This is a genomic window from Candidatus Fokinia cryptica (assembly GCF_034359305.1).
Lineage (GTDB): Bacteria > Pseudomonadota > Alphaproteobacteria > Rickettsiales > Midichloriaceae > Fokinia > Fokinia crypta.
Map to the genome: position 1 here is coordinate 231,179 of NZ_CP110343.1, position 20,781 is coordinate 251,959.

Annotated in this window: 21 protein-coding genes and 1 tRNA gene; 9 read left to right on the plus strand and 13 right to left on the minus strand. The window is 33.8% G+C overall.

All coding sequences use genetic code 11. From position 1 onward, the window contains the following. Positions 1 to 4: 4 nt before the first annotated feature. Both Fokcrypt_RS01090 and Fokcrypt_RS01095 read right to left on the minus strand, forming a co-directional pair. Positions 5 to 871, minus strand: a complete 867-nt coding sequence (locus Fokcrypt_RS01090; protein WP_323722362.1) for a CDP-alcohol phosphatidyltransferase family protein — start codon at positions 869 to 871, stop codon at positions 5 to 7. Between the two features lie 110 nt (positions 872 to 981). Further along, the gene (locus Fokcrypt_RS01095) at positions 982 to 1,401 is read right to left on the minus strand and encodes a DUF2610 domain-containing protein (protein ID WP_323722363.1); all 420 of its coding nucleotides are present in this window, start codon (positions 1,399 to 1,401) and stop codon (positions 982 to 984) included. A gap of 125 nt (positions 1,402 to 1,526) precedes the next feature. On the opposite strand from Fokcrypt_RS01095, the gene Fokcrypt_RS01100 reads away from it, so the two are divergent. After that, positions 1,527 to 2,246 (plus strand): 3-oxoacyl-ACP reductase, encoded by a 720-nt coding sequence (locus tag Fokcrypt_RS01100; RefSeq protein WP_323722364.1) that lies wholly within the window; start codon positions 1,527 to 1,529, stop codon positions 2,244 to 2,246. Between the two features lie 3 nt (positions 2,247 to 2,249). On the opposite strand, the gene ruvA is transcribed toward Fokcrypt_RS01100, so the two are convergent. Continuing rightward, positions 2,250 to 2,876 (minus strand): Holliday junction branch migration protein RuvA, encoded by a 627-nt coding sequence (ruvA, locus tag Fokcrypt_RS01105; RefSeq protein ID WP_323722365.1) that lies wholly within the window; start codon positions 2,874 to 2,876, stop codon positions 2,250 to 2,252. An 80-nt stretch (positions 2,877 to 2,956) separates the two neighbouring features. On the opposite strand from ruvA, the gene Fokcrypt_RS01110 reads away from it, so the two are divergent. Continuing rightward, positions 2,957 to 3,772 (plus strand): murein hydrolase activator EnvC family protein, encoded by an 816-nt coding sequence (locus tag Fokcrypt_RS01110; protein ID WP_323722366.1) that lies wholly within the window; start codon positions 2,957 to 2,959, stop codon positions 3,770 to 3,772. A gap of 74 nt (positions 3,773 to 3,846) precedes the next feature. Continuing rightward, positions 3,847 to 5,151, plus strand: a complete 1,305-nt coding sequence (gene eno, locus Fokcrypt_RS01115) for a phosphopyruvate hydratase (protein WP_323722367.1) — start codon at positions 3,847 to 3,849, stop codon at positions 5,149 to 5,151. A 63-nt stretch (positions 5,152 to 5,214) separates the two neighbouring features. Here the strand turns inward: eno and Fokcrypt_RS01120 are convergent, their stop codons facing one another. From Fokcrypt_RS01120 to rplB, 3 genes are all read right to left on the minus strand, one after another. Further along, complete coding sequence (locus Fokcrypt_RS01120; RefSeq protein WP_323722368.1) at positions 5,215 to 5,817, minus strand: shikimate kinase; 603 nt, start codon at positions 5,815 to 5,817, stop codon at positions 5,215 to 5,217. 732 nt (positions 5,818 to 6,549) lie between these two features. After that, positions 6,550 to 6,837 carry a 30S ribosomal protein S19 gene (rpsS, locus tag Fokcrypt_RS01125; protein ID WP_323722369.1) on the minus strand — a complete coding sequence of 96 codons (288 nt, stop codon included), beginning with the start codon at positions 6,835 to 6,837 and terminating at the stop codon, positions 6,550 to 6,552. A gap of 16 nt (positions 6,838 to 6,853) precedes the next feature. Then, positions 6,854 to 7,687: a 50S ribosomal protein L2 gene (rplB, locus tag Fokcrypt_RS01130; RefSeq protein ID WP_323722370.1), complete on the minus strand. Its 834-nt coding sequence runs from the start codon at positions 7,685 to 7,687 to the stop codon at positions 6,854 to 6,856. A 184-nt stretch (positions 7,688 to 7,871) separates the two neighbouring features. On the opposite strand from rplB, the gene Fokcrypt_RS01135 reads away from it, so the two are divergent. Further along, a complete protein-coding gene (locus Fokcrypt_RS01135) occupies positions 7,872 to 9,233 on the plus strand; it encodes a cryptochrome/photolyase family protein (RefSeq protein ID WP_323722371.1) in 1,362 nt (453 codons plus the stop codon). A 4-nt stretch (positions 9,234 to 9,237) separates the two neighbouring features. Here the strand turns inward: Fokcrypt_RS01135 and mraY are convergent, their stop codons facing one another. Beyond that, the gene (gene mraY, locus Fokcrypt_RS01140) at positions 9,238 to 10,266 is read right to left on the minus strand and encodes a phospho-N-acetylmuramoyl-pentapeptide-transferase (protein ID WP_323722372.1); all 1,029 of its coding nucleotides are present in this window, start codon (positions 10,264 to 10,266) and stop codon (positions 9,238 to 9,240) included. A gap of 144 nt (positions 10,267 to 10,410) precedes the next feature. On the opposite strand from mraY, the gene Fokcrypt_RS01145 reads away from it, so the two are divergent. Both Fokcrypt_RS01145 and nuoI read left to right on the plus strand, forming a co-directional pair. Beyond that, positions 10,411 to 12,132 (plus strand): cation:proton antiporter domain-containing protein, encoded by a 1,722-nt coding sequence (locus tag Fokcrypt_RS01145; protein ID WP_323722373.1) that lies wholly within the window; start codon positions 10,411 to 10,413, stop codon positions 12,130 to 12,132. 66 nt (positions 12,133 to 12,198) lie between these two features. Beyond that, positions 12,199 to 12,657: an NADH-quinone oxidoreductase subunit NuoI gene (gene nuoI / locus Fokcrypt_RS01150; protein ID WP_323722374.1), complete on the plus strand. Its 459-nt coding sequence runs from the start codon at positions 12,199 to 12,201 to the stop codon at positions 12,655 to 12,657. Here the strand turns inward: nuoI and Fokcrypt_RS01155 are convergent. From Fokcrypt_RS01155 to Fokcrypt_RS01175, 5 genes are all read right to left on the minus strand, one after another. Beyond that, positions 12,652 to 13,620, minus strand: coding sequence for a DUF6765 family protein (locus Fokcrypt_RS01155; RefSeq protein ID WP_323722375.1), 969 nt, complete (start codon positions 13,618 to 13,620; stop codon positions 12,652 to 12,654). The genes nuoI and Fokcrypt_RS01155 overlap by 6 nt on opposite strands. A 62-nt stretch (positions 13,621 to 13,682) precedes the next feature. After that, complete coding sequence (locus tag Fokcrypt_RS01160) at positions 13,683 to 14,291, minus strand: 3,4-dihydroxy-2-butanone-4-phosphate synthase (RefSeq protein ID WP_323722376.1); 609 nt, start codon at positions 14,289 to 14,291, stop codon at positions 13,683 to 13,685. A 177-nt stretch (positions 14,292 to 14,468) separates the two neighbouring features. Beyond that, positions 14,469 to 16,301 (minus strand): ribonucleoside-diphosphate reductase subunit alpha, encoded by a 1,833-nt coding sequence (locus Fokcrypt_RS01165; RefSeq protein WP_323722377.1) that lies wholly within the window; start codon positions 16,299 to 16,301, stop codon positions 14,469 to 14,471. Between the two features lie 141 nt (positions 16,302 to 16,442). After that, a tRNA-Pro gene (locus Fokcrypt_RS01170) sits at positions 16,443 to 16,519 on the minus strand. Between the two features lie 98 nt (positions 16,520 to 16,617). Then, on the minus strand, positions 16,618 to 17,808 hold the full coding sequence (locus tag Fokcrypt_RS01175) for a phage portal protein (protein WP_323722378.1): 1,191 nt from the start codon (positions 17,806 to 17,808) through the stop codon (positions 16,618 to 16,620). 99 nt (positions 17,809 to 17,907) lie between these two features. Between Fokcrypt_RS01175 and Fokcrypt_RS01180 the strand changes: the two genes are divergently transcribed. Both Fokcrypt_RS01180 and Fokcrypt_RS01185 read left to right on the plus strand, forming a co-directional pair. Further along, a complete protein-coding gene (locus Fokcrypt_RS01180; protein ID WP_323722379.1) occupies positions 17,908 to 18,369 on the plus strand; it encodes a protein-export chaperone SecB in 462 nt (153 codons plus the stop codon). Continuing rightward, positions 18,347 to 19,093: a lysophospholipid acyltransferase family protein gene (locus Fokcrypt_RS01185; protein WP_323722380.1), complete on the plus strand. Its 747-nt coding sequence runs from the start codon at positions 18,347 to 18,349 to the stop codon at positions 19,091 to 19,093. Before Fokcrypt_RS01180 ends, Fokcrypt_RS01185 begins: the two co-directional genes overlap by 23 nt. 47 nt (positions 19,094 to 19,140) lie before the next feature. On the opposite strand, the gene Fokcrypt_RS01190 is transcribed toward Fokcrypt_RS01185, so the two are convergent. After that, the gene (locus Fokcrypt_RS01190; protein WP_323722381.1) at positions 19,141 to 19,521 is read right to left on the minus strand and encodes a VOC family protein; all 381 of its coding nucleotides are present in this window, start codon (positions 19,519 to 19,521) and stop codon (positions 19,141 to 19,143) included. Between the two features lie 167 nt (positions 19,522 to 19,688). On the opposite strand from Fokcrypt_RS01190, the gene Fokcrypt_RS01195 reads away from it, so the two are divergent. Then, positions 19,689 to 20,774 carry a C45 family autoproteolytic acyltransferase/hydolase gene (locus Fokcrypt_RS01195; RefSeq protein WP_323722382.1) on the plus strand — a complete coding sequence of 362 codons (1,086 nt, stop codon included), beginning with the start codon at positions 19,689 to 19,691 and terminating at the stop codon, positions 20,772 to 20,774. The last annotated feature ends 7 nt before the right edge of the window (positions 20,775 to 20,781 follow it).

Below are 20,781 nucleotides of genomic sequence, written 5' to 3' on the forward strand. Positions count from 1 at the left end.
GTATTTACTTTTTATAGTACTTTTCTCGAAGATATTCTCTTGTGCCTATATGATTTTTACAGATTTTTTCAAATTTTATTATGCTAAACGGTATAGAGCATATATAAATTATTAACAGTAAAGGTATTGCATTCCATGGTGTAGTGAAGATATATGCCATATATAATGCTGAACCTAGTAATGCAAGTGGTATATATGTTACTGGGATTTTCATATATTTTAAGGAGAAAGTAGGTAATACGCTAACAAGAGAGAGACTGACCAATACTTGATATATCAGTATTATTTGTCCTGGGATTTGGAATGTCTTTATAATGCTGAACTTCAACATTAAAGGTAGTATCAAAAGCATTGCTCCAACGGGAGCTGGTATTCCACAGAAAAATGCTCCCATACCAAATAGTATTTTTCTTATTCTAATATCTTTCTTATTTTCATATTGCGTTTCTGTGCAATACGTTTCTAAATCTTCTGGTGAAATATTTTGCGTATTAAATCTTGCTAATCTTATAGCCATACAGCTTGGGAATAAGATAGTGCATAATGAAAATATAGTCGCATCTTGTGTGATGGAATATGTTGAAAGCCATATATGCATTAGGATAGTGGGAGCTACTCCAAAACTTATTACATCTGCGATTGAGTCTAAATTTCCGCCAAATTTTGACGTTGCTTTTAATAATCTTGCTGTATACCCGTCTATACTATCCATAATAGTAGCGATAATAATTAATGTAGCTGCTTGCTCAAATTTAAAAGAAATAGAATTGACGATAGATAGTACGCCTAATGATAAGGAAACCAATGTTATGAATGACGGTAATAGTTTATAAAATGATACTATTTTTAGTATGTTTATTTTGAGCTTCATTATCTGGTATGTATAATATCCAGTGTGATGCTACATCATTGTTGAAGATGAGTCGATAATTTGAAATTGAATAATCTTATGTTATTATTTTACATGGCGTTCTATGCCTTTTAACTGACTGTAGTATTAGGCTCTGTAATCACTCCATCTTTTATTAACTTATTTTTAAGTCCTGCTCTTTCTTCTGCAAGAATTGATGGTTGTGATTTTCTTTTTTGTTCTTCTTCTGCTCGCTTTGATTGTCTTATTAGTTCCGCAACTGAGATGTGATATTTGTGAGAGATTTCAACGAGTTCACTTAAGGATTTCACAACTTCACCTGGAATGACTATTTGTTTTTCGCCTAGCGTTTTTGCCTGAAATTCGATAGGATTGTCCTTCTTAGGATATCCAACCGATACTGTAACTTGAGAAGGTGTTCCGTTCACAATTGCTGTTATTGGTATCTGTGCAATTTCTGGAATTTTCCTTATTTTTTGGTATAATGGTTGGATTGAATCTTCTGTGTTGGGTGTGTCTTGATCAGGCATTTTTTCAATGAAACAAACATTATCTTAATTCTATAAAACTTATCTTTTATACGCAATGAGTATTGACATATAGTATAGATTTTCTTTTAATTAAATCTAGTATAGATATTTTTTATAAAAAAATGATGTCACGTCGTGTATTAATAACTGGTGGTGTAAAGGGTTTAGGAAAAGCAATAGCGAAGAAATTTTATGAAAATGGTTATACGGTAGCTGTAACCTATAATGCTGATAAAAGTGCAGCATTAGAAGTAGAAAAAAGTATCGTAACGAAAGCCTTTTGTTGGGATGTAAGCGATTTTTCAGCATGTCAATCTCATCTTTCTATGATAGAAGAATACTTAGGTGGAAATGTGGAAATTCTAGTTAATAATGCAGGTATTACAAAAGATAAGATGTTTCATAAGACTGATAATAGTGATTGGGAATTAGTATTGCATACTAATTTGTTCTCAGTATTTAACATGTCTCGCTGTGTAATACAAAAAATGAGAGATAATAAATTTGGTAGAATTATCAATATCAGTTCTGTAAATGCTAATGGTATGCTAGGTCAAACTAATTACTCTGCATCTAAGGCTGGAATAGAAGGCTTCACAAAAGCTCTTGCCTTAGAAAATGCCGCTTTGGGAATTACAGTGAATGCTATTGCACCTGGGTATTTAGCCACAGATATGGTAATGCATATGAAACCAGAAGATTTACAAAAAGTAGTCTCTAGAATACCAGTTGGTAGACTTGGTACACCAGAAGAGATTGCTGAAATTGCAGCCTTCTTAGCTAAAAATAGTGCTGGCTTTATTACTGGAGCAGTAATCGGAGCTAATGGTGGTTTGCGAGTGTAGTGCTTAAAGACGTGACAGAGATTTTAGAGCTTCTTGAAGTAGCTGTTCCTTCGTGATATGTGGTGGTAGTTCCTTTAAGATAATATCGAGAGTTTTTTGTGCATCATTTTTACTAAAACCTAGGTATATTAATGCTTCTAATGTCTCGTGGTACGTACCAGATAATGAAATTTTTGTATTTTTATCATCTTCTGAGTTAGTATCTCTGTCTATCTCTAGATACAATTTTTTAAATATATTTGTAGTGCTTAATTCGGTTACCATTCTTGTAGCTATTTTTTTACCTATACCACTTATCTTTTCAAATATATTTACTCTGCTATCTCTAATAGCTTCGATTATTTCAGAAACAGATAGTTCACTTAGTATCATGATTGCTAGTTTAGCACCTATGCCATGTACACCTTTTAGTAATTGAAATATTTTTTTTTCCTGTTTTGTTGTAAAGCCAAAGAGTTGTACAGCATCCTCTCTGAACTGTTGTTCAGTATAAAATGCAACTTTATCACCAATTTGAAGAGTTTTAATAATGCGTGGCACGCAATACACTATATATCCTATATCGTGTACATTGAGTAGTACGTAATCATGCTCAAGTTCTTGCACTGAGCCTTCTATGTAGCCTATCATTTGCTTAATAAATTTTTTCCAACGTTGCGAATTGGAGTCATTTTAGTTATCTTACGCATATAGGAAATATAAAAAATACAGTGAAAAGTATAGAATTGAAAGTGCTAGTGCTTGCATATTGTGTTATATGTCTTACATCTTGTACTACAACTCCTCGAACCTTTGTTGTTGTCGATGGGTATAGTGATAGTTTATCACAAGAATCTGATGCAGTAGAAGGTGCTTTAAAAGATGAAAGCCAAGAGATACAAGAAGAGAAAGTTAATCAACCGCAGTCGTCTTCTGCTGAAGTAGAAAGTACTTCCGGTAGCGAGCTACAGAATCAGACAAATAGTAATGAAGAGATAGTTCAGCATAAGGCGCCAGATATTATAGCGGATACGAGAGAACGTCTCTTCAATCCTACCGTTGAAGTACAGTCGAATGAGCAACAAAAAGAAAGTATTAAGCAGGAAAATACATTGTCATCTAAACATCAAGAAGATGTATTTTTATCATCGGTGATTGATGCTAGAAGTTCGCATCCAATGAAAGATAAGTCGTTTATCTGGCCGGTTTCTGGAGCGATACTAAAACATATGGAACAACAGAATGACGATTTTAAAGATGGAATTACAATAAAAGCTAAAAGTGGAGCTAAAGTTTTAGCTGTTGCTGATGGAGTAGTAATGCTTTGTAAGCATGGAAATGAGATATATGGAAATTACGTCGTGATAAAACATGGAAAGTATACTATTACATATGGCAACTTGAAAAGCATCGAGGTAAAGAAAGGGAAAAAAACAAAAAGAGGTGATGTAATAGGTTTAGTAGGAAGATCAGGACAAGCGAAGCAGCCTCAGCTCTTTTTTTCGGTAAAAAAGAATGGAATAGCAGTAGATCCTGAACATAGATAGCTATTATGTAGTATCAACGTATTATTTTTTATTCGTTTTTTGTAGATAGTTGACAGAGTATATAGGCTTTAGTAATGTGTCGCGATATAGAAGAAATAAATAGAGTCGTGTTTATAGTTGATAGTATTAGTGCGATCGAAGTGTTAGATAGTAGGGGGAATCCGACAATCGAAGCTAGAGTCGTGTTGAACGATAAAACTGTGGGAAGATTTATTGCACCTAGTGGTGCTTCTGTTGGTATTCATGAAGCAGTTGCAAAGAGAGATAGTGACGGTTTCAGTGTGAGAGATGTAATCAATGATGGTTTAGCAAAGATTCGGTCTTTGCACGGTATGAGATTTTCCTCGCAATGGGAGTTTGATGCTGTATTAGCTAGTATAGATGGTAGTACTAATAAAAGCATATTAGGAGGGAATTTTTGTATAGCTGTATCAGTTGCATTTTGTGTAGCATGTGCTTCTAAGCAAAATTTACATATATCTAACTATGTTGATTCTTTAATGAGATCAAAGGGATATGTTGCTGAAGATAGAAAAAACAAATGCACACCTATGATGAATGTGATAAATGGTGGGGTACATGCAATTGGAGGGCTAGATTTTCAAGAAATTATGATCACTCCAATAGCATTTAACACTATGTCAGAAAAAATAATTGTCGGAGCGAAAATCTTTCATAAGCTGAGAGAAATTTTCAAAGAGAGGGGTTATAGTACCAATGTAGGAGATGAAGGAGGTGTAAGTTTTTCCAATGGTAGTACGATGAAAGCACTTGGTATTCTCAATGAAGCAATTGAAAAAGCTGGATACAATCGTAATAGCGTGAAAATTTCGCTTGATGTAGCTGCTTCTAACTTTTGTAAGGTAGAAAATGGATGTTTCTTATATAATTTATCAGAAATTAATAAAGCCCTTTCTTCTGAGGAGTTATGCCAATTTTACTGTGATATCGTGAAGGAATGTGGAAATATTTTGAGTATTGAAGATCCATTTCATGAAGAAGATGAGGCAGGATGGATAACGATTATGAAGAGACTTGGAGATGAAATTATGATTGTTGGGGATGATTTATTCGTTACCAATCATAAAATGATCTCACATAAAAAAGCACTTGCAAATGCTATTATTATAAAACCTAATCAAATAGGATTGCTGTCGGAAGCGATAGAAGCTGTGATATTAGCAAAATTCAATAGTATGATGTTGATTTTTTCTCACAGATCTGGGGACACAGAAGAGCCTACTATTGCTGATATAGCTTTTGGATGCGGAAGTGATTTTGTAAAATTTGGTGCTCCGTGCAGAGGTGAGCGTATTAGTAAATATAATCAATTGCTAAGAATATGTTATGAATCTGATTATAATAAAGAGTTTTTTTAATATAATTAAAGTACATCCTTACGGTAAAGAGTGATTCTAAGACGAAAAGATGATTTTACGATTTTATACTGTTTTCTGCATAAAACGACTGATATGCTGAGTTTTATTTTCAAAGAATGAGTTATTTCTATGATTTAGTTCCACTACTTTTTTTGCTATAAAGTAAGTTATTTGATGTAATTCAGTTGAATTATTTATTAAAGTATGGTTAAGCTTTGGTGCAATTGCTTCCATATCGCTAATCATTTTTTCTACGAAAGCATATTTATCCTTAGCGTGTGAGAAAGATGGTCTGACGTTACGTCTCATTAGTCGTTCGTATAATACGTCTTTATCTGCGAGTATAGCTATAGATATCGATTTTTCTTTTATTATATTATACAGACTATTGGTGAACGTAATATTTCCACTTGCCGATATTACGGAAATTCCGTAGCTCAGTATTTCTTTTAGAGTTTGTGCTTCTAACTGAGCTAGGTATTCTTCTCCCATAAAATCGTATATCTCGGTAATAGAAAGCATCTTTCGACTCTCTATAACGGAATCTACATCATAGAATGGTAGCTTCAGTTTTTTCGCTAATCTTCTCCCTATTGCACTTTTTCCTGAACCCATTGGTCCTACTAATACCACAGATTTAGTTATGTTTTTGACATTTTGTAGCATATTTTTTCAAATTTAAAATTTATTTCGTTAGAAAGAATTATCTTTATATGAGGATTAAATTTCTTTATCTTTATAATTTTTTCTTAAAAGATCTTACATTAAATACTCAATAAAGAAGAAAAAGATATCTCATATAAAAATGCTAACACATGCGAAAATTTTGTCGCAATACTTTTTTTAAATATTCATTGAGAAGTTATACAAAATGTAAGTATTTATATACCCTTTTCATAGAAGCTATGGAGTTTCTAGCGTATGTATAATTTGTTCAAGTAGTAATATAAAAATTTATATTATAATAGTTTACGTATATTATATGACAGCATTTTTGTAATATAAGTAAAAAAAACTTTTTTCTGAAGAGAAAATAATTTCTTCTGATAGAAGATGAAAAGTGTAATTGTATGATAGTAAGTGTGCTCAGCAGAAAATTTCTAACATATGAGAAAAATCCTATAAGATTTTATCTTATAGCTACAAAAGAGCATTTAATATGTGATTAAGATTGAATTCACTATCTCAATGAATGAAAAAAGTAAACTTTCTTATATAAATTAATCTGGAAAAAAACTACTACACTCTAGAAAGAGAAAAACTAAAGCAAAATATTCCGTAGAATTAAAGCAAAAACACTTCTAATCAAAAAATTTCAAACCAAAAAGCTTAGAGAGCACCATTCGCTTCTGATATGATTAGAAATTCACAATAAAGGAATTATATTTACTATATATTTTATTTTCTATTAGAACCATGTCCTTTAAAAGTTCTTGTAGGTGAGAATTCTCCAAGCTTTTTTCCAACCATCTCTTCTTTTATCATAACAGCTATATGCTTTCTACCATTATGAATTGCCAGTACTAATCCAACAAATTCCGGAACTATAGTACAACTTCTGGACCATGTCTTGATAGGCTTTTGGTCATTTTCTTGCATTGCTTTTTTCACTTTTCTTAAAAGCCTAGGATCGACGTATGGTAGCCTTCTTACCTCTCTTTCTTTTTTTTGTTGAGCTTGCGACATATCTATTATTAAAAAATTATTTATTTTTCACATGAACAATAAATTTATCTGTTCTTTTATTTTTCCTAGTCTTCAATCCTTTAGTGCACTTACCCCAAGGAGTTACAGGATGTCTGCCTCCAGAGGTCTTACCTTCTCCGCCACCGTGAGGGTGATCGACTGGATTCATTGCTACACCTCTAACAGTAGGTCTTACTCCCATCCATCTCTTTCTACCAGCCTTCGCAAATTTTATATTTCTATTATCTTGGTTTGATACAACCCCTACTGTAGCAAAACAAGTTCTCAATATCTTTCTTGTGATTGTCGCTTTACCCGATTTTAGCCTTACCAAAACGTAATCACCATCACTTCCTGTAACCATTGCTGAGCATCCTGCAGATCTCACTAATTGTCCCCCCTTATTAGGTTTTAACTCAATATTGTGAACTACGGTACCAGATGGCATTTTTCCTAAGGGAAGTGTGTTACCCACCTTTATCTCGGCATTGCTGGAAGAAATGACGGTGTCACCAATTTTAAGATTATGTGGTGCAATGATATAAGAATACTCACCGTCAGAATACTTTATAAGAGCTATAAACGAGGTTCTGTTAGGATCGTACTCTAATCTCTCTACTGTTGCTTGAATATCTAACTTTCTCCTTTTGAAGTCTATGATGCGATACTTCACTTTATGTCCACCACCTTTATGACGTACCGTGATGCGTCCCATGTTATTACGTCCACCACTCTTATTTAGTGAAGATACTAACCCTTTAAATGGCTTTCCAGCCCATAAGTCGTCACGTGCAACTGATACTAACCCTCGAGTAGAGGAACACATGGGTCTATAGAATTTTAGCGACATTACTCGAACATGCTTCTATTATTGAACCCGCACATGCTATAACAAGGAATCTAATAAATCAATAACTAGAATAGCGTATGAAGTTTCTGTAAGTTTAATTAGAGTTAATGTAGAAAAATATAATTTTTTAGTATTTTGTATATTAAAAATGTAGTAGCAATAGACTCACAATACGCAACATAAGATGGAACGCCCTAAAATCAGTCTTGTAGTGATTAAAAATGACATCAGATTACATGATAATCCTGCTTTATTTCATGCAGCAAATCAGAATTTGCCTATTGTAGTAATGTGCATAGATGAAAAATTAACAGGTAGTGCTAGTAGATGGTGGAGATTGAATGCTGTGCAGGATTTTAGAAAAGTACTAGAGGGTTATGGGATACAAGTTATATTTTCGGAAAATACGTTAGTGGATTGTAAAATGATAGTGCGGCTTTTTGAAATAATTGAAATTTACTATAGTGATGAATTACCTCAGCTTTTTTTGAAAGCATTAGAGAATCATCATACATTATTCCATAAATTTCGGCCTAATAGGTTGTTTAGCAATTTTTTTATCGATACACAGATTAAAGTTTTTACCGTATTTGCTAAAAAAGCATTTGAAAGAATAAGTGAAATCGATGCTCCGCTACCATTACCACAATTTAACAATACTCATAATTCATATTGTTTACATAATATTATGATGCCAATTCCTCAAATAAAAGGTGTAAAATGGTGGAGGGAAATGGAAAATTTTTGGAAGATAGGTGAAAAAGCTGCTCTAGATAAATGGAAATCATTTCGAGATAGTATCCATGATAGAAGTATATTGCTGTATGCAAAACAGAGAGATATCATGTCTGTTGATGGCACATCCTTATTATCTCCTCATATACACTTTGGAGAGATCAGTGTAAGGAAAATACTACATGAGATAAAAGATATACCGGAAGAGCAGTCTGTCCATAGATTTATTTTAGAATTGTTTTGGAGGGAGTTTTCGTACCATACTTTAGAGCATATGCCAGATTATTATTATCGCTCAAAACTTGAATATTTCGATAAAGTAGAGTGGGAAGATGATGAATTGATTATAAAGAAATGGCAATATGGTAAGACTGGATGTCCAATTGTAGATGCAGGTATGAGGCAATTATGGAGAATTGGGTGGATGCACAATAGAGTAAGAATGATTGTTGCGTCATTTTTGATTAAAAATTTGAATGTAAAATGGCAATATGGCGCAGCATGGTTTTTAGATACATTGGTGGATGCTGATGTTGCAAGTAATGCATTTGGGTGGCAGTGGGTATCTGGTAGTGGGGTAAGTGCTTCTCCTTACTTTAGAGTTATGAATCCATTCTTACAGAGCCAGAAATTTGATAAAAATGGCGAGTATATAAGAAGATGGGTAGATGAGTTAAAACCTGTGAAAACGAAACACTTGCATGAAACATTAAATGAGCAATATATCCCACTAATAGTTGATTTATCTAAAGGAAAGTCTATTTTTCTGGAAAAAATAAAGCATGCAATGATTGATCGGAATACAAATTAAATATTTAATTCATGCTAGAATATAGCAGTAGTAACCCTATGATACACGATATTATAGATAGAGTACCGAACCTTATATTGATCTTATTTTCTGTCCATCCTTTTTTTTCGTAATGATGGTGTATAGGCGTCATGAGAAAAAGTCTATTCTTAGTAATTTTATAGTAAGATACCTGTAGAATAACAGATAACGTCTCTAGTACTGGCACTATTGCAAATAGTAATAATAGTAACTCACATCTTGTGATTAATGCTATGCAGCCTATAAATCCACCCAAAGACATACTTCCCACATCGCCCATAAAAATTTTAGCTGGATGCTTATTATATATTAAAAAACCAAATAAACTACCAAGCAATGAAAAGCAGAGAGATAATAGTATTATGTTACTTACTTCTTCTAGCGACGATGAGTTATTGTCCGAAAAGTGTGAATAGAAAAAACATAAAACTACTATTTCAGAAATTATCACTATAATGCTTGTGGTAGTAGCTAGTCCATCTACGCCATCAGTGAGGTTAAAAGCGTTAGATGATGCAACTAGTACCAGCGCTCCCCAAATGCAATATATGATTGAATTGACCTGAATTTTCACATCGATTATTGGTATCCATATTTTACTTAATGAGAAATGATATTGCGAAATACAAAAAGCGATAGCAGCTCCTATTGCAAGTTGTATACACAATTTTACTACAGCAGAAACTCCATTTGAATGGTGTAATTTGACTTTTAGAAAGTCATCATAAAAACCTAAAGCTCCATAGCTTAGCATGCATAAAGATGGTAACCACAAAAAAATATTTTTCATCTCGTTATGCTGAAGCATGATCACGATATGTGTTATGAGTGATATGAATACGAATACTACACCTCCAAATGTGGGTGTATTTTTCTTTTGAGTGATATGATTTTCAGGCCCTTCTAGTCTTATTGGCTGTCCTTTTGGTATGAATTTTTTTAGTAATAAGATTGCTATTTTTAGATAAACAATGCACGTAAAAAAAGCTGTGAAGAATGTAGTGATTACCATATACGTCAGATATCTACACTGTATTTTCTTTATGAGATGAACATGAAGAACAGGCTAGGAGTGTATTATAATTATAACAAAAAATGAATACTATTTGATGTTTTTCAGCTAATCCGTATAATCTGTCCAGACGATCCGGAGATAATGTGTACGACAATGTTTGATGTATTGATACTGCTATCAGTTTCGATCTTTATTGTCGTACTGTCGCATAAAATCAAATTAAGTCCTGTATTGGGATACCTTACGATTGGTGCTATACTCGGAAAGCATGGATTCAATATCGTGCAAGATCACTCAGTGATAGAAATGCTTTCTGAATTAGGGGTTACGCTTTTGTTGTTTGTTATAGGTCTAGAGCTGACGTTTGAAAGACTGATAAAAATGAGATGGTATGTTATTGGAATGGGAGGAGGGCAGGTGATTTTCACATCAGTGTTACTCTCTATCATAATCATGAAGATATCCTCTCTTGAGCATCATGTATGCATTTTAATAGGAACGTCTCTCAGTTTATCTTCAACTGCAATTGTGATGCCTGTGCTAGAAGAAAATAAGAGAACATCAACGCGTGTAGGGCGTGCAGCACTTGCAATACTACTATTGCAGGACATTATAGTAGTGTTGCTGTTTTCTGTTACAGAGCTCTTATCCACAAAGGAAAGTACAGATACTATACTATCTGCAATGGGAATTGCAGCACTTAAAGCAATTGTCGGCATTATTGGTATTACTATTGTAGGGCGTATTCTTTTAAGGCCATTTTTATCTTTGATTGGAAGCGTGAAAAAAGAAGAAGTATACGTAGCTACTGCTGTTTTTTTAGTACTTGGTGCTTCACATGTAATGAAAAAATTTGGTGTATCAGAGGCAATGGGTGCTTTACTAGCTGGAATATTAATTGCTGAAACAGAGTACAGACAAAAAATAGAAGAGAGTATAATGCCATTTTATGGTCTGTTGTTAGGATTATTTTTCTTTACCGTTGGGATGTCACTCGATTTAGATGAAGTTGCTCAGAATTATGAGAAAATCTTTTGTGGAGCTGCCGTGCTACTTATTTGTAAGGGGTTGATAATTGGGATGTTATGTAGGTTATGGAAGATGAGTTGGGGAGCAGCAGCTCATGCTGGTTTGGTTTTAGGGCAAGGCGGAGAATTTACTTTCGTATTATTTTCTCTAGCTTCAGGAAAAGGTCTTATAGAGGCGGAAATGACACGCTTGTTATACATGATTGTGACGGTCAGTATGGCTTTCACTCCATTATTAGCCTTTATTGGTATGAAAATAGAAGATTTGGTAGAATCGAAGAATTTATCATTAGCTTCAAAAGAACATAGTGAAATCAGTGATCTTGAACAGCATGTAATAATTGCTGGATTTGGTAGAGTAGGTCGTACAGTTGCATATATGTTAGAGCAAGAGCAAATACCGTATGTAGCATTAGATAGTAATGTAATGTTAGTAAAAACTGCTAGGAGAGAAGGTTTTCCAGTATTTTATGCTGATTTTCTTAAAAAAGAGTCGTTAGATACCGTAAGAACAAATAAAGCTCAAGCTGTAGTATTGTGTATGAGTGATAAAGGTATACTAGCCAAAGCAGTAAGAATGTTTGGAGAGTGTTTCAGTGATGTGCCTCTTATAGCTAAAGTAGAGGATTATAGGCACTCAAGAGGAATTAAGAAATTAGGAGCATCTCAAACTGTGCCAACAACGATAGAAACTGGTTTACAGTTGGGAGGATGTGTATTGATGAGATTGGAGATACCGGAAAGTGAAGTTATAAAATTGAAGCAAAAAATCAGAAAGAATGATTATCTATTGATAGAGGAAATAGAGCTATTTAAGGGTGTATCGCATGATTAGTAGTAGCTAAAGTTTACATTATGTCTGTTATTTGTGATACTAAATGTAGGGAGTTCTAAAAAAAAGATGTTCAAAAATTTATTTGTACTTTTGAAGTTTATTCTTCTGTATGATTTAGTGAAAGGTATAGTACTAGGTATATTCTACTGTTTTAAGCCTAAAGTTACGATACGATATCCGTTTGAAAAGAACCCTATTAGTACGAAGATGAGAGGGGAGCATATGTTGATGCTATATGATAATGGAGAGGAAAGATGCATAGGTTGTAAATTGTGTGAGGCTATATGTCCTGCACAAGCCATTACAATGGTAACGGCTCAACTCAGTAACGGTACTAGATGTGCAACACACTATGATATAGATATGACAAAGTGCATATATTGTGGGTTATGTCAAGAAGCATGTCCAGTATATGCGATAGTGGAGGGGCCAAACTATGACTTTGCAAAAGAAACACATGCAGAACTAATATATACAAAATCTAAATTGTTAGATAATGGAAAAAGATGGGGAAAGATTTTATAAAAAAATAGAACGGTTACGATAATAATTATCGATTCTTGGGAGTAATTTAGGGTATATCTCCTCGAAATATGCTTTGCATGCTACTTGAAATTTATACCAGTCACAGCGTCGAAATTGAGTAATATCTTGTACAAATATCGTATTGTTGACTATTTCATGATTAGTCATCTTTTTCAGCCATTTGTTCTGATCAAAGTATTGTAGTCTCCTACTACAGGTCAGTTCTACATACTTACAGTACTCTTGTATTCTATGTTTGATGTTTGGTATTTTAAAAGTGCTACTAAGAAATTGTTGTAATTGTTTTTTATTTTGTATGTAATTAATTTTAGAGCATTGCATAGATTGCATATAGTGTTTTAGTAGATATATTGCAGCTTCTATAAAGATTATGTTATTATCTACGATTGGATTCTTTAATCTTGGATCGTACCACACGACGTTTACTAAATCTGGTAAAGTAAATGCATCTAGATGTCCTATTTGAGCATAAGAATGCTGATGATATAACGCATTTATCTCATCTATTATTCCAGAAAAATTTTGATGTGCCCATGTATCGGAATATGCATGTGATGCTATACCTATATAGTAAGGATCTTTAGATTCTAATCCTTTAACTAACATTTTCTTTGCTAAATTAGCATTCTTAGTTGTGCATAAAGAATGTTTAGTTTGATCTTCTCTATTTATTGCTACTATTTTGGGATTTCCAGGTATAAAATGGAATGCAAGATATAATATGAATGGTAGTTGAGGTGGGTTTATTATATTGTTGCTACAACTTATACAATTTGTGAAGAGTTCTATTTTTTCCTCTACGTTGGATAGGTAAACTTTATACTGAGTGTGGTTATGATCAACGTATTGAGCACTATATGCTATCCTATAAGAATCTCTAAATGTAAAACCTGCAGTAATAGCAACGATAAAATTAATATAGTAATGAAATTCGAAATTCATTTTTTACTTTAGTGTTCTCACGTACAAATCTGCATATCACATTTAATAATTTGTAGGAGGTATTATATATTGTTTTCTGCAATATGAACAAGTTGTGCTACACTTATACATATCAATTTATGTTCTGCTGCAAATCGAAAGACATTACTTCCGGCTAATGGAAAACCGTTTACGTCAAGTACTTCACATCCTGCCCCTGCTTCATACATATTAGCTAGTTGCATTAGAAAAATAATTGATTCTGTATGTCCCTTCCTAATTTTTAATCCACCATCTCTAGCAATGATTGGAAATACATGTCCGGGAGTTTTAAATGATTGTGGGGTAGAGGAAGGATCTGCTAAAGCATTAATAGTTCTTGCCCTTTCTACTACAGAAATACCTGTTGTAGACTCTGAATAATCTACAGATGTGGTGAAAGCCGTAAAGTCACTGCTTCCCCTCACGTCTTGTAATTCTAATGAGAGTTTTTTAGCTATAAAAGCAGAGATAGCTACATATACAAGTCCCTTACAATGAGTGATCATGAAATTTATAATTTCTGGTGTAGCTTTTTGAGCTGCTATTACAACGTCACACTCATTCTCTTTTTCATTATCATATAAAAGTATTGGTAGTCCATTTCGAAGTGCACCTATAGCAGCTTCTACATCATGATAATTGTCTTTCATTACTATATAGAAAATGATCCATCGATAGAGTGATATATATAGCAATAAAAGTCAATCTATGAGCTTAGTTATGTTAAATCCATTATCATGTATGTGTAGAACGTATCTCAATATAGCAATTCTTTTATTTTTCAAATTTTCAAATTTTGAATAAAAAATAAAACATCTAATAGTGAATTATTGACATACATCACATTCGTCAGTGGTAGAGGAGAGTTTACGTGCTCCGATATTCATTTCGAGTTGAACAATATTACTACTTTGCTCTGAATGGGAAATTTTGACACTCTTAAGTGAATGAGATCTAAGATAGTAAAGAGATTTTATACCTAACTCCCAAGCTCTCTTGTGGAGATTATGGAGATAGGTCTTATCTACATCTGGTGATAAGAACAGATTTAGAGATTGTGCTTGGCATATGTATTGTTGTCTTGCTGCAGCTTGTTCTATCAAACACATTTGATCTATCTCAAATGCTGTTTTAAAAATTTCTTTTTCTTCTTGCGATAGGAATGGTAAGTGAGATACAGAGCCATCATTTGCCATAATAGAAGTCCATATTTCAGGAAGATTTTGGCGTTTTTCTTCTAGCAATTTTGCGAGATTCTTATTTTGTACGTAATGTGTTCCTGATAATGTTTTATGAGCGATACAATTTGCTTGCCATGGTTCTATACATGGTGACGTATTACTATTGAGGATAGATATAGAGGCTGTTGGTGCTATGCCAGTTATGTGAACAAACCTTTTCATTACTCCGGCTTTTTCTGCATCTGGGCAAGCTCCTCTTTGTTTGGCAATTTCAGTAGATGCAATTTCGGACTTTTTCTTTATATGAGAAAAGATCTCTTCGTTGTATGTTTTAGCCAGTTCTGAATTGAATGGAACTCCTTTTTGTTGAAGAAAATCGTGCCATCCCATCACGCCAAGGCTTAAGCTTCGTTCTTGAGAGGCAGCATAAACAGCATTCTGATGCCATGGGGAGTTTTTAGCGGAATCTATAAAATCCTCTACTACATTATCGAGAAAGAGCAGTATATCGTGTATAAATCTATCATTATCTTTCCATTTTTCATAATCTGCTAAATTAACTGAAGATAAAACACATACCGCTGTTCTCACTTTACTGTTATAGTCTTTTCCGGTCGAAAGAACTATTTCGGTGCATAAATTGGAAAGTTTTACTTCTAACTGTAGTTTTTTATAAATATCAGGACGTTGTTTATTTACGCTATCTATGAAAATGATATATGGCACTCCTGTTTCAAGTCTGCTTATGAGTAACTGTATCCATATCTCACGTGCTTTTACAGTACGTATTATCTCTCCGGTAGCTGGACTTCTGAGATGCCAATCACCTCCATCAATCATTGCTTTCATAAAATCATCTGTTAAAAGCACTCCGTGATAAAGATTGATAAATTTTCTGTGCAAATCCCCACTTCCTACTAATTTTTTAGCATCGATAAATTCCCTGATTTCAGGGTGTGAATCTTGTAAATATGCGGCTGCACTTCCTCTTCTTAAGCTTCCTTGTGATACAGCTAATACTGCTGAATCCGACACTTTAAGAAATGGCATTATGCCAGATGTACGACCCTTACCACTAATTTTCTCTCCTATAGAACGTACATGTCCCCAGTAAGTACCTATCCCCCCTCCTCCTGCTGAGAGTTTGCCATTTTCATGTATTGTATCTAATATTCCATCTAAACTATCCGGAACTTCGTTCAGAAAACATGAGACTGGATATCCCCTAGTAGTACCACCACTAGATAATACCGGAGTAGGAGGTGAAAAATACCCCAAGCTCATATAATCATATAATCTTTGAGCATGTTCTCTATCAGATGCGTAATACGATGCTACTCTTGAGTATAAATCTTGTGGTGTTTCATTACCTATCAAGTATCTATCTTTCATCACGGTACGAGAGAACTCTGTCAGTCTTTCGTTGCGACGTAAATCTATATTAACGTCAAACTTACGTTGCTTGATGATAGTGTTCATGAATTGTAAAACCTTCTAATTAGAAGAATAGGATAGCATGAATTAGAACTTATTTAAAAGATTTTTCTTACTTTAGTTGATGAAAGAATATCCATACAAAGACAAAGAAAGCCGAAGAAATCAGGTATTTCAATACACCATTGGTCGGGGCAGAGAGATTTGAACTCCCGACCCTCTGGTCCCAAACCAGATGCGCTACCAGACTGCGCTATGCCCCGTAACTACATGTCAAAAACTTAAATGTTAAAAACACATAGCATGATGTATATTGATTGTTACTCCATAGTTCTAGAGATGTCAAGAAAGTGCAATAGCACTAACATTCTGATTTTGTATCTTTATTCTTCTCCTGTTCTGCTATTGGTTCTAATCCAAGCATTGCTCTTTTTTCGTTAACAGTAATAAATGTAGCTTTTTCCAGTCTTTCCCACGTTGAATGTACCCTGTCGGCCATTGCACTTAGAAGAGTTGCATCGTGCTTAAGTTGGAAGTTAGAGGTTTTCCTAATTAGCCATTTGTTGAGATGATGTACAGTGTGTTGTACAAGAGGTATTACAGTTTGTTCAAGAAAAGAAATTCTAGCTTGTTCAAAATTATTATATTTATTTTCGCCTGGAAGTCCTAATAATTGTGGAGGAACACCTAGTCCTATTGCTATTTCTCTAGCACTACACATTTTAGATTCCAAAAAATCCATATCTTGAGGAGAAAAACCGAGACTTTTTAACTCCAAGCCTCCTTCTAATAGAAGCAATCTACCTGCATTATCAGGACTAGTAAACGCATTTCGTATAGATTCTTGTAATCTTTCAAATTCTTCTTGATTGACATAATTTTGAAGTGTTAAAACAGCACTGGGACGTGCCCCGTTTTGCAATAGTGATTGGTTCCAAATACTTGCTTGATTATGTTGATCAACGCTAATTGCAATAGACTCAATAGATGAAAGTCCATACCAATTAGAAAGTGGATTGAAGCTTTTAATGTGTAAAATATCAGACATACCATCTTCGCTAATTGCATAATCACTGTATGAATTGCCGATTGTATGTCTATATCCAGCACGCTTTCCATCTTTTCCAGCCAAAACATTAATTACGCTAGGACATAGAAGTTCTAATGTTTGAAAATTCATATACTGATCGTCGCCTTGTTTTCCAAGAATAAATGCATTTCCACTAATAAGACGATAAGTGTACAATGACTCTAAAAAATCTGTTCCATTTTGCTCTGAATTAGGATTTTTGAGTAATTCTAAAATTGGATGAGTATGGAGGAGGATATCTCCTTTATTCGATGATTGATATAGCTTTATCGGTATGCTCGCAGCAGTGTTAGCTATCATCTTAATAGCTCTGTGTACTATTACATTTTCTGTATATGCTTTTGCAAATTCTTCATAGCGTCTGTTGCTCCAGACTGGTTTACCAAGTTGATATATATAGGAAGAGCCAGAAGGTTTAAGAGAAGATTTTGTATGTAACATTTTAGATATTCTTGACAGCATTGTATTTGCAGTTAAATTAGTCTTAGATGTTCGAACTATGCTATAGGTATGCAATATGTGGTAGTAGTTTAATGATGAAATATTATTTTTACTAAAAATATGGAAAATAGTGATAAAGCAGCAATTCCTTCAAAGGAACAGCAAATGCCTATGCTAGATGTGCGATTTCAGTTCTTAAAAGACTTATCATTCGAGAGTAATGGTCATTATATTACTTCTGAATTGCCTATACAGCAGGATATCAGAGTGTCGTTTAACGTAAACGTGATATCATTCGAAGTGCAAAATTTGTATGATGTAGTGCTAAGTTGTAAGATAGAATCGATGTTTGAAGAGCAATTAGTATATGTTATTGAATTACAATATGGTGCTAGAGTAATGCTCTCTGAACATATATCTGAGTATGAAAGAGATATTATGCTGTTTGTTACAACACCTACTTTACTATTTCCGTATGTGAGGAATATCGTTTCTGAAACCGTATGTCTTGGTTCTTATCCGACTTTACTGCTAGCTCCATTTGATTTTGCAGCGTTGTATGCAAGAAATAAAAAAGAATAGCTTCAGTATGGTATTTGTAAGAACTTGCTTATTTTACCTTACGCTTTTCATTTGGACATTTATGATTACCGTAGCTTTTTCTCCAATCTTTATATCTGCTACCCTTAAAAAAGTAGCAAAGCAAAGAATTGGTGTTATATGGGCGTTCGGAGTGATGACGCTTTTGCGATTAATTTGTGGAGTGAGATATCGAGTATTGTATGATGATATTTCTATAGTAAATGAAAAAAGAATACTTATCGGTTCTAGGCATGAATCGCCATGGGAAACGATGTTTTTTTTTACTGTATTTAAAAAATTATCGTTTGTTGTAAAAGAAGAGTTGCTGAAAATCCCATTTTATGGATGGTATTTAGAAGTACTAGATATGATTCCAATAAAGAGAAATCATGGAATGGGTGCATTGCGAAAGGTAATAAGAGGTGCTGAGAGAAATTTGGAAAATGGTGGTAGTTTTTTAATTTTCCCAGAAGGTACAAGAGTACCTCATGGTGTTGTTGCCGATTGCAAGCATGGAATATATGCTGTGTACAAAAATATCGTACAGAAATTTGGAGATGTACCACTTGTTCCAGTTGCCCTGGATTCTGGTAAATTGTGGAAAAGAGATCAATTTAGAATTGAACCAGGGCTCATCACCGTAAGAATACATAGTAGGCTACTGCCCAATCTATCTCAGGAGGAGTTTATAAAAACTTTACAGAAAAGAATAAACTCAATTTAATGCTATACTGCATGTATGAAGTATGCCATATATCTCGTGTTACGTGACTACAAATTCATATTTTTGGAGTAGAGTGCGATTGCATTTCCTTCACTATCTGTAATTACAGCTCTAAAGCCATAATTTCCAATACTTTCCACCGGTTTTAAAAGAGTTCCTCCACTTTTTAGTGCAGTTGCTACTGCTTCATTAAGAAATCCTTCGACATTTAAATATATTAATGCTCCATTTTTTGAAGGTTTTCTATCTTCCATGATGGCTAAGCAACCGGAAATGTTGTCATTTACATGAGGTAATAAACCAAATTCTAGATTATACTCCGAAATTTTCTGAACTTCTTGGTTGAGAACTGCACTGTAAAACGCGATTGCTCGTTCTAGATTTTCTACTGGTATATCTACCCAGCATATGGTATGTTTTTCGTTCATAGTTTGTACGCAAAGTAGTATCAGTACAACATTTTTATTTTATGTCAACTTGTGTAAGCTTTTGCTGATATTTTATCTTTGTATATAGTTGTCTGTTACATCACTATATTGTTTGTAAATCAAAGATAGTGTAATCTAAGGATGATATTCCTTATATAAAATTAATTATGAGTAAGGTAAAACGCATCATTTTAAAAGGAACAAAATATGAAATGGGATTTAAATACGGTGTGACGCTTGAGACAGAATTGAGGCTCTCTCTTGATATTTTAAAAGAGTTTTTTGTCAACAAGTATCAAATTCAGATCGATACGTTGTTGAGTAAAACTGATGCATTTTATAGAAGATATCCAAGTGCGTATCAAGATTTCATAAAGGGAATAGCAGATGGCTCTACCCTTACCTTAGACGAAGTAAAGATATTAAATGGAATGGAAACTCTTAACTCTTTGATTGTTAATAGGAGTGAGGTAAGTGCTTGTGCTTTTATCTCAATACCTCCTTTCAAGACTAAAAGTTCAACAATTATAGGAAGGAATTATGACTTCCATGAGCCTTTTTCTAAAATAGCAAAATACCTTACAGTTACGGTATTACATGAAGAGAATATGATACCAACTGCCTTTATTGCGATGCCAGGTCAAATATATTGTCCTTCTTGCATTAATCAAAAATCATTGTTTGTTGAGTTCAATAATGGTTCTCCGTCTGGTGGAAAAGCAGTAAATCAAAATAGTGAATCTCTGCTTATAAAGCTATTAAATACGCTTCAAAATAGCGGTAGCTTATCAGAATTAGATACGAAGCTTAAGAAATTAGATTCCGACTATTCTCTTATAGTAAATGTTGCTAGTAAGGAGCGTGTGCAATCCTACGAATATTCTTCATATAGTGGAATGAAAACGTTTACTCCAGATGAGGATAGCGTTTACGTTTCAACTAACTTTTATCTTAATGAAACATGGGAAAGTATTACTCCCTCGGATGAAAATACATGGCTTGGTGTGTCGAGGAGGGATAATTTATTGAACCTTGCGCAAAATGTTATTTCTGTGTCTGATGTAATGAATATGATGGATAAGAAGATATCAGATGGAGGAGGGATGTGGAATCTTACCATATACCAAATGGTTTACGATACCGGTGCAAATGACTTATATCTTAAAAGAACACTTGAAGATGAAAAGTGGGAACATATTAGTATGAACGATATGTTTCTAGATGTAGTTTTTTACCATCAGGAGGAGTTATAAATATTGT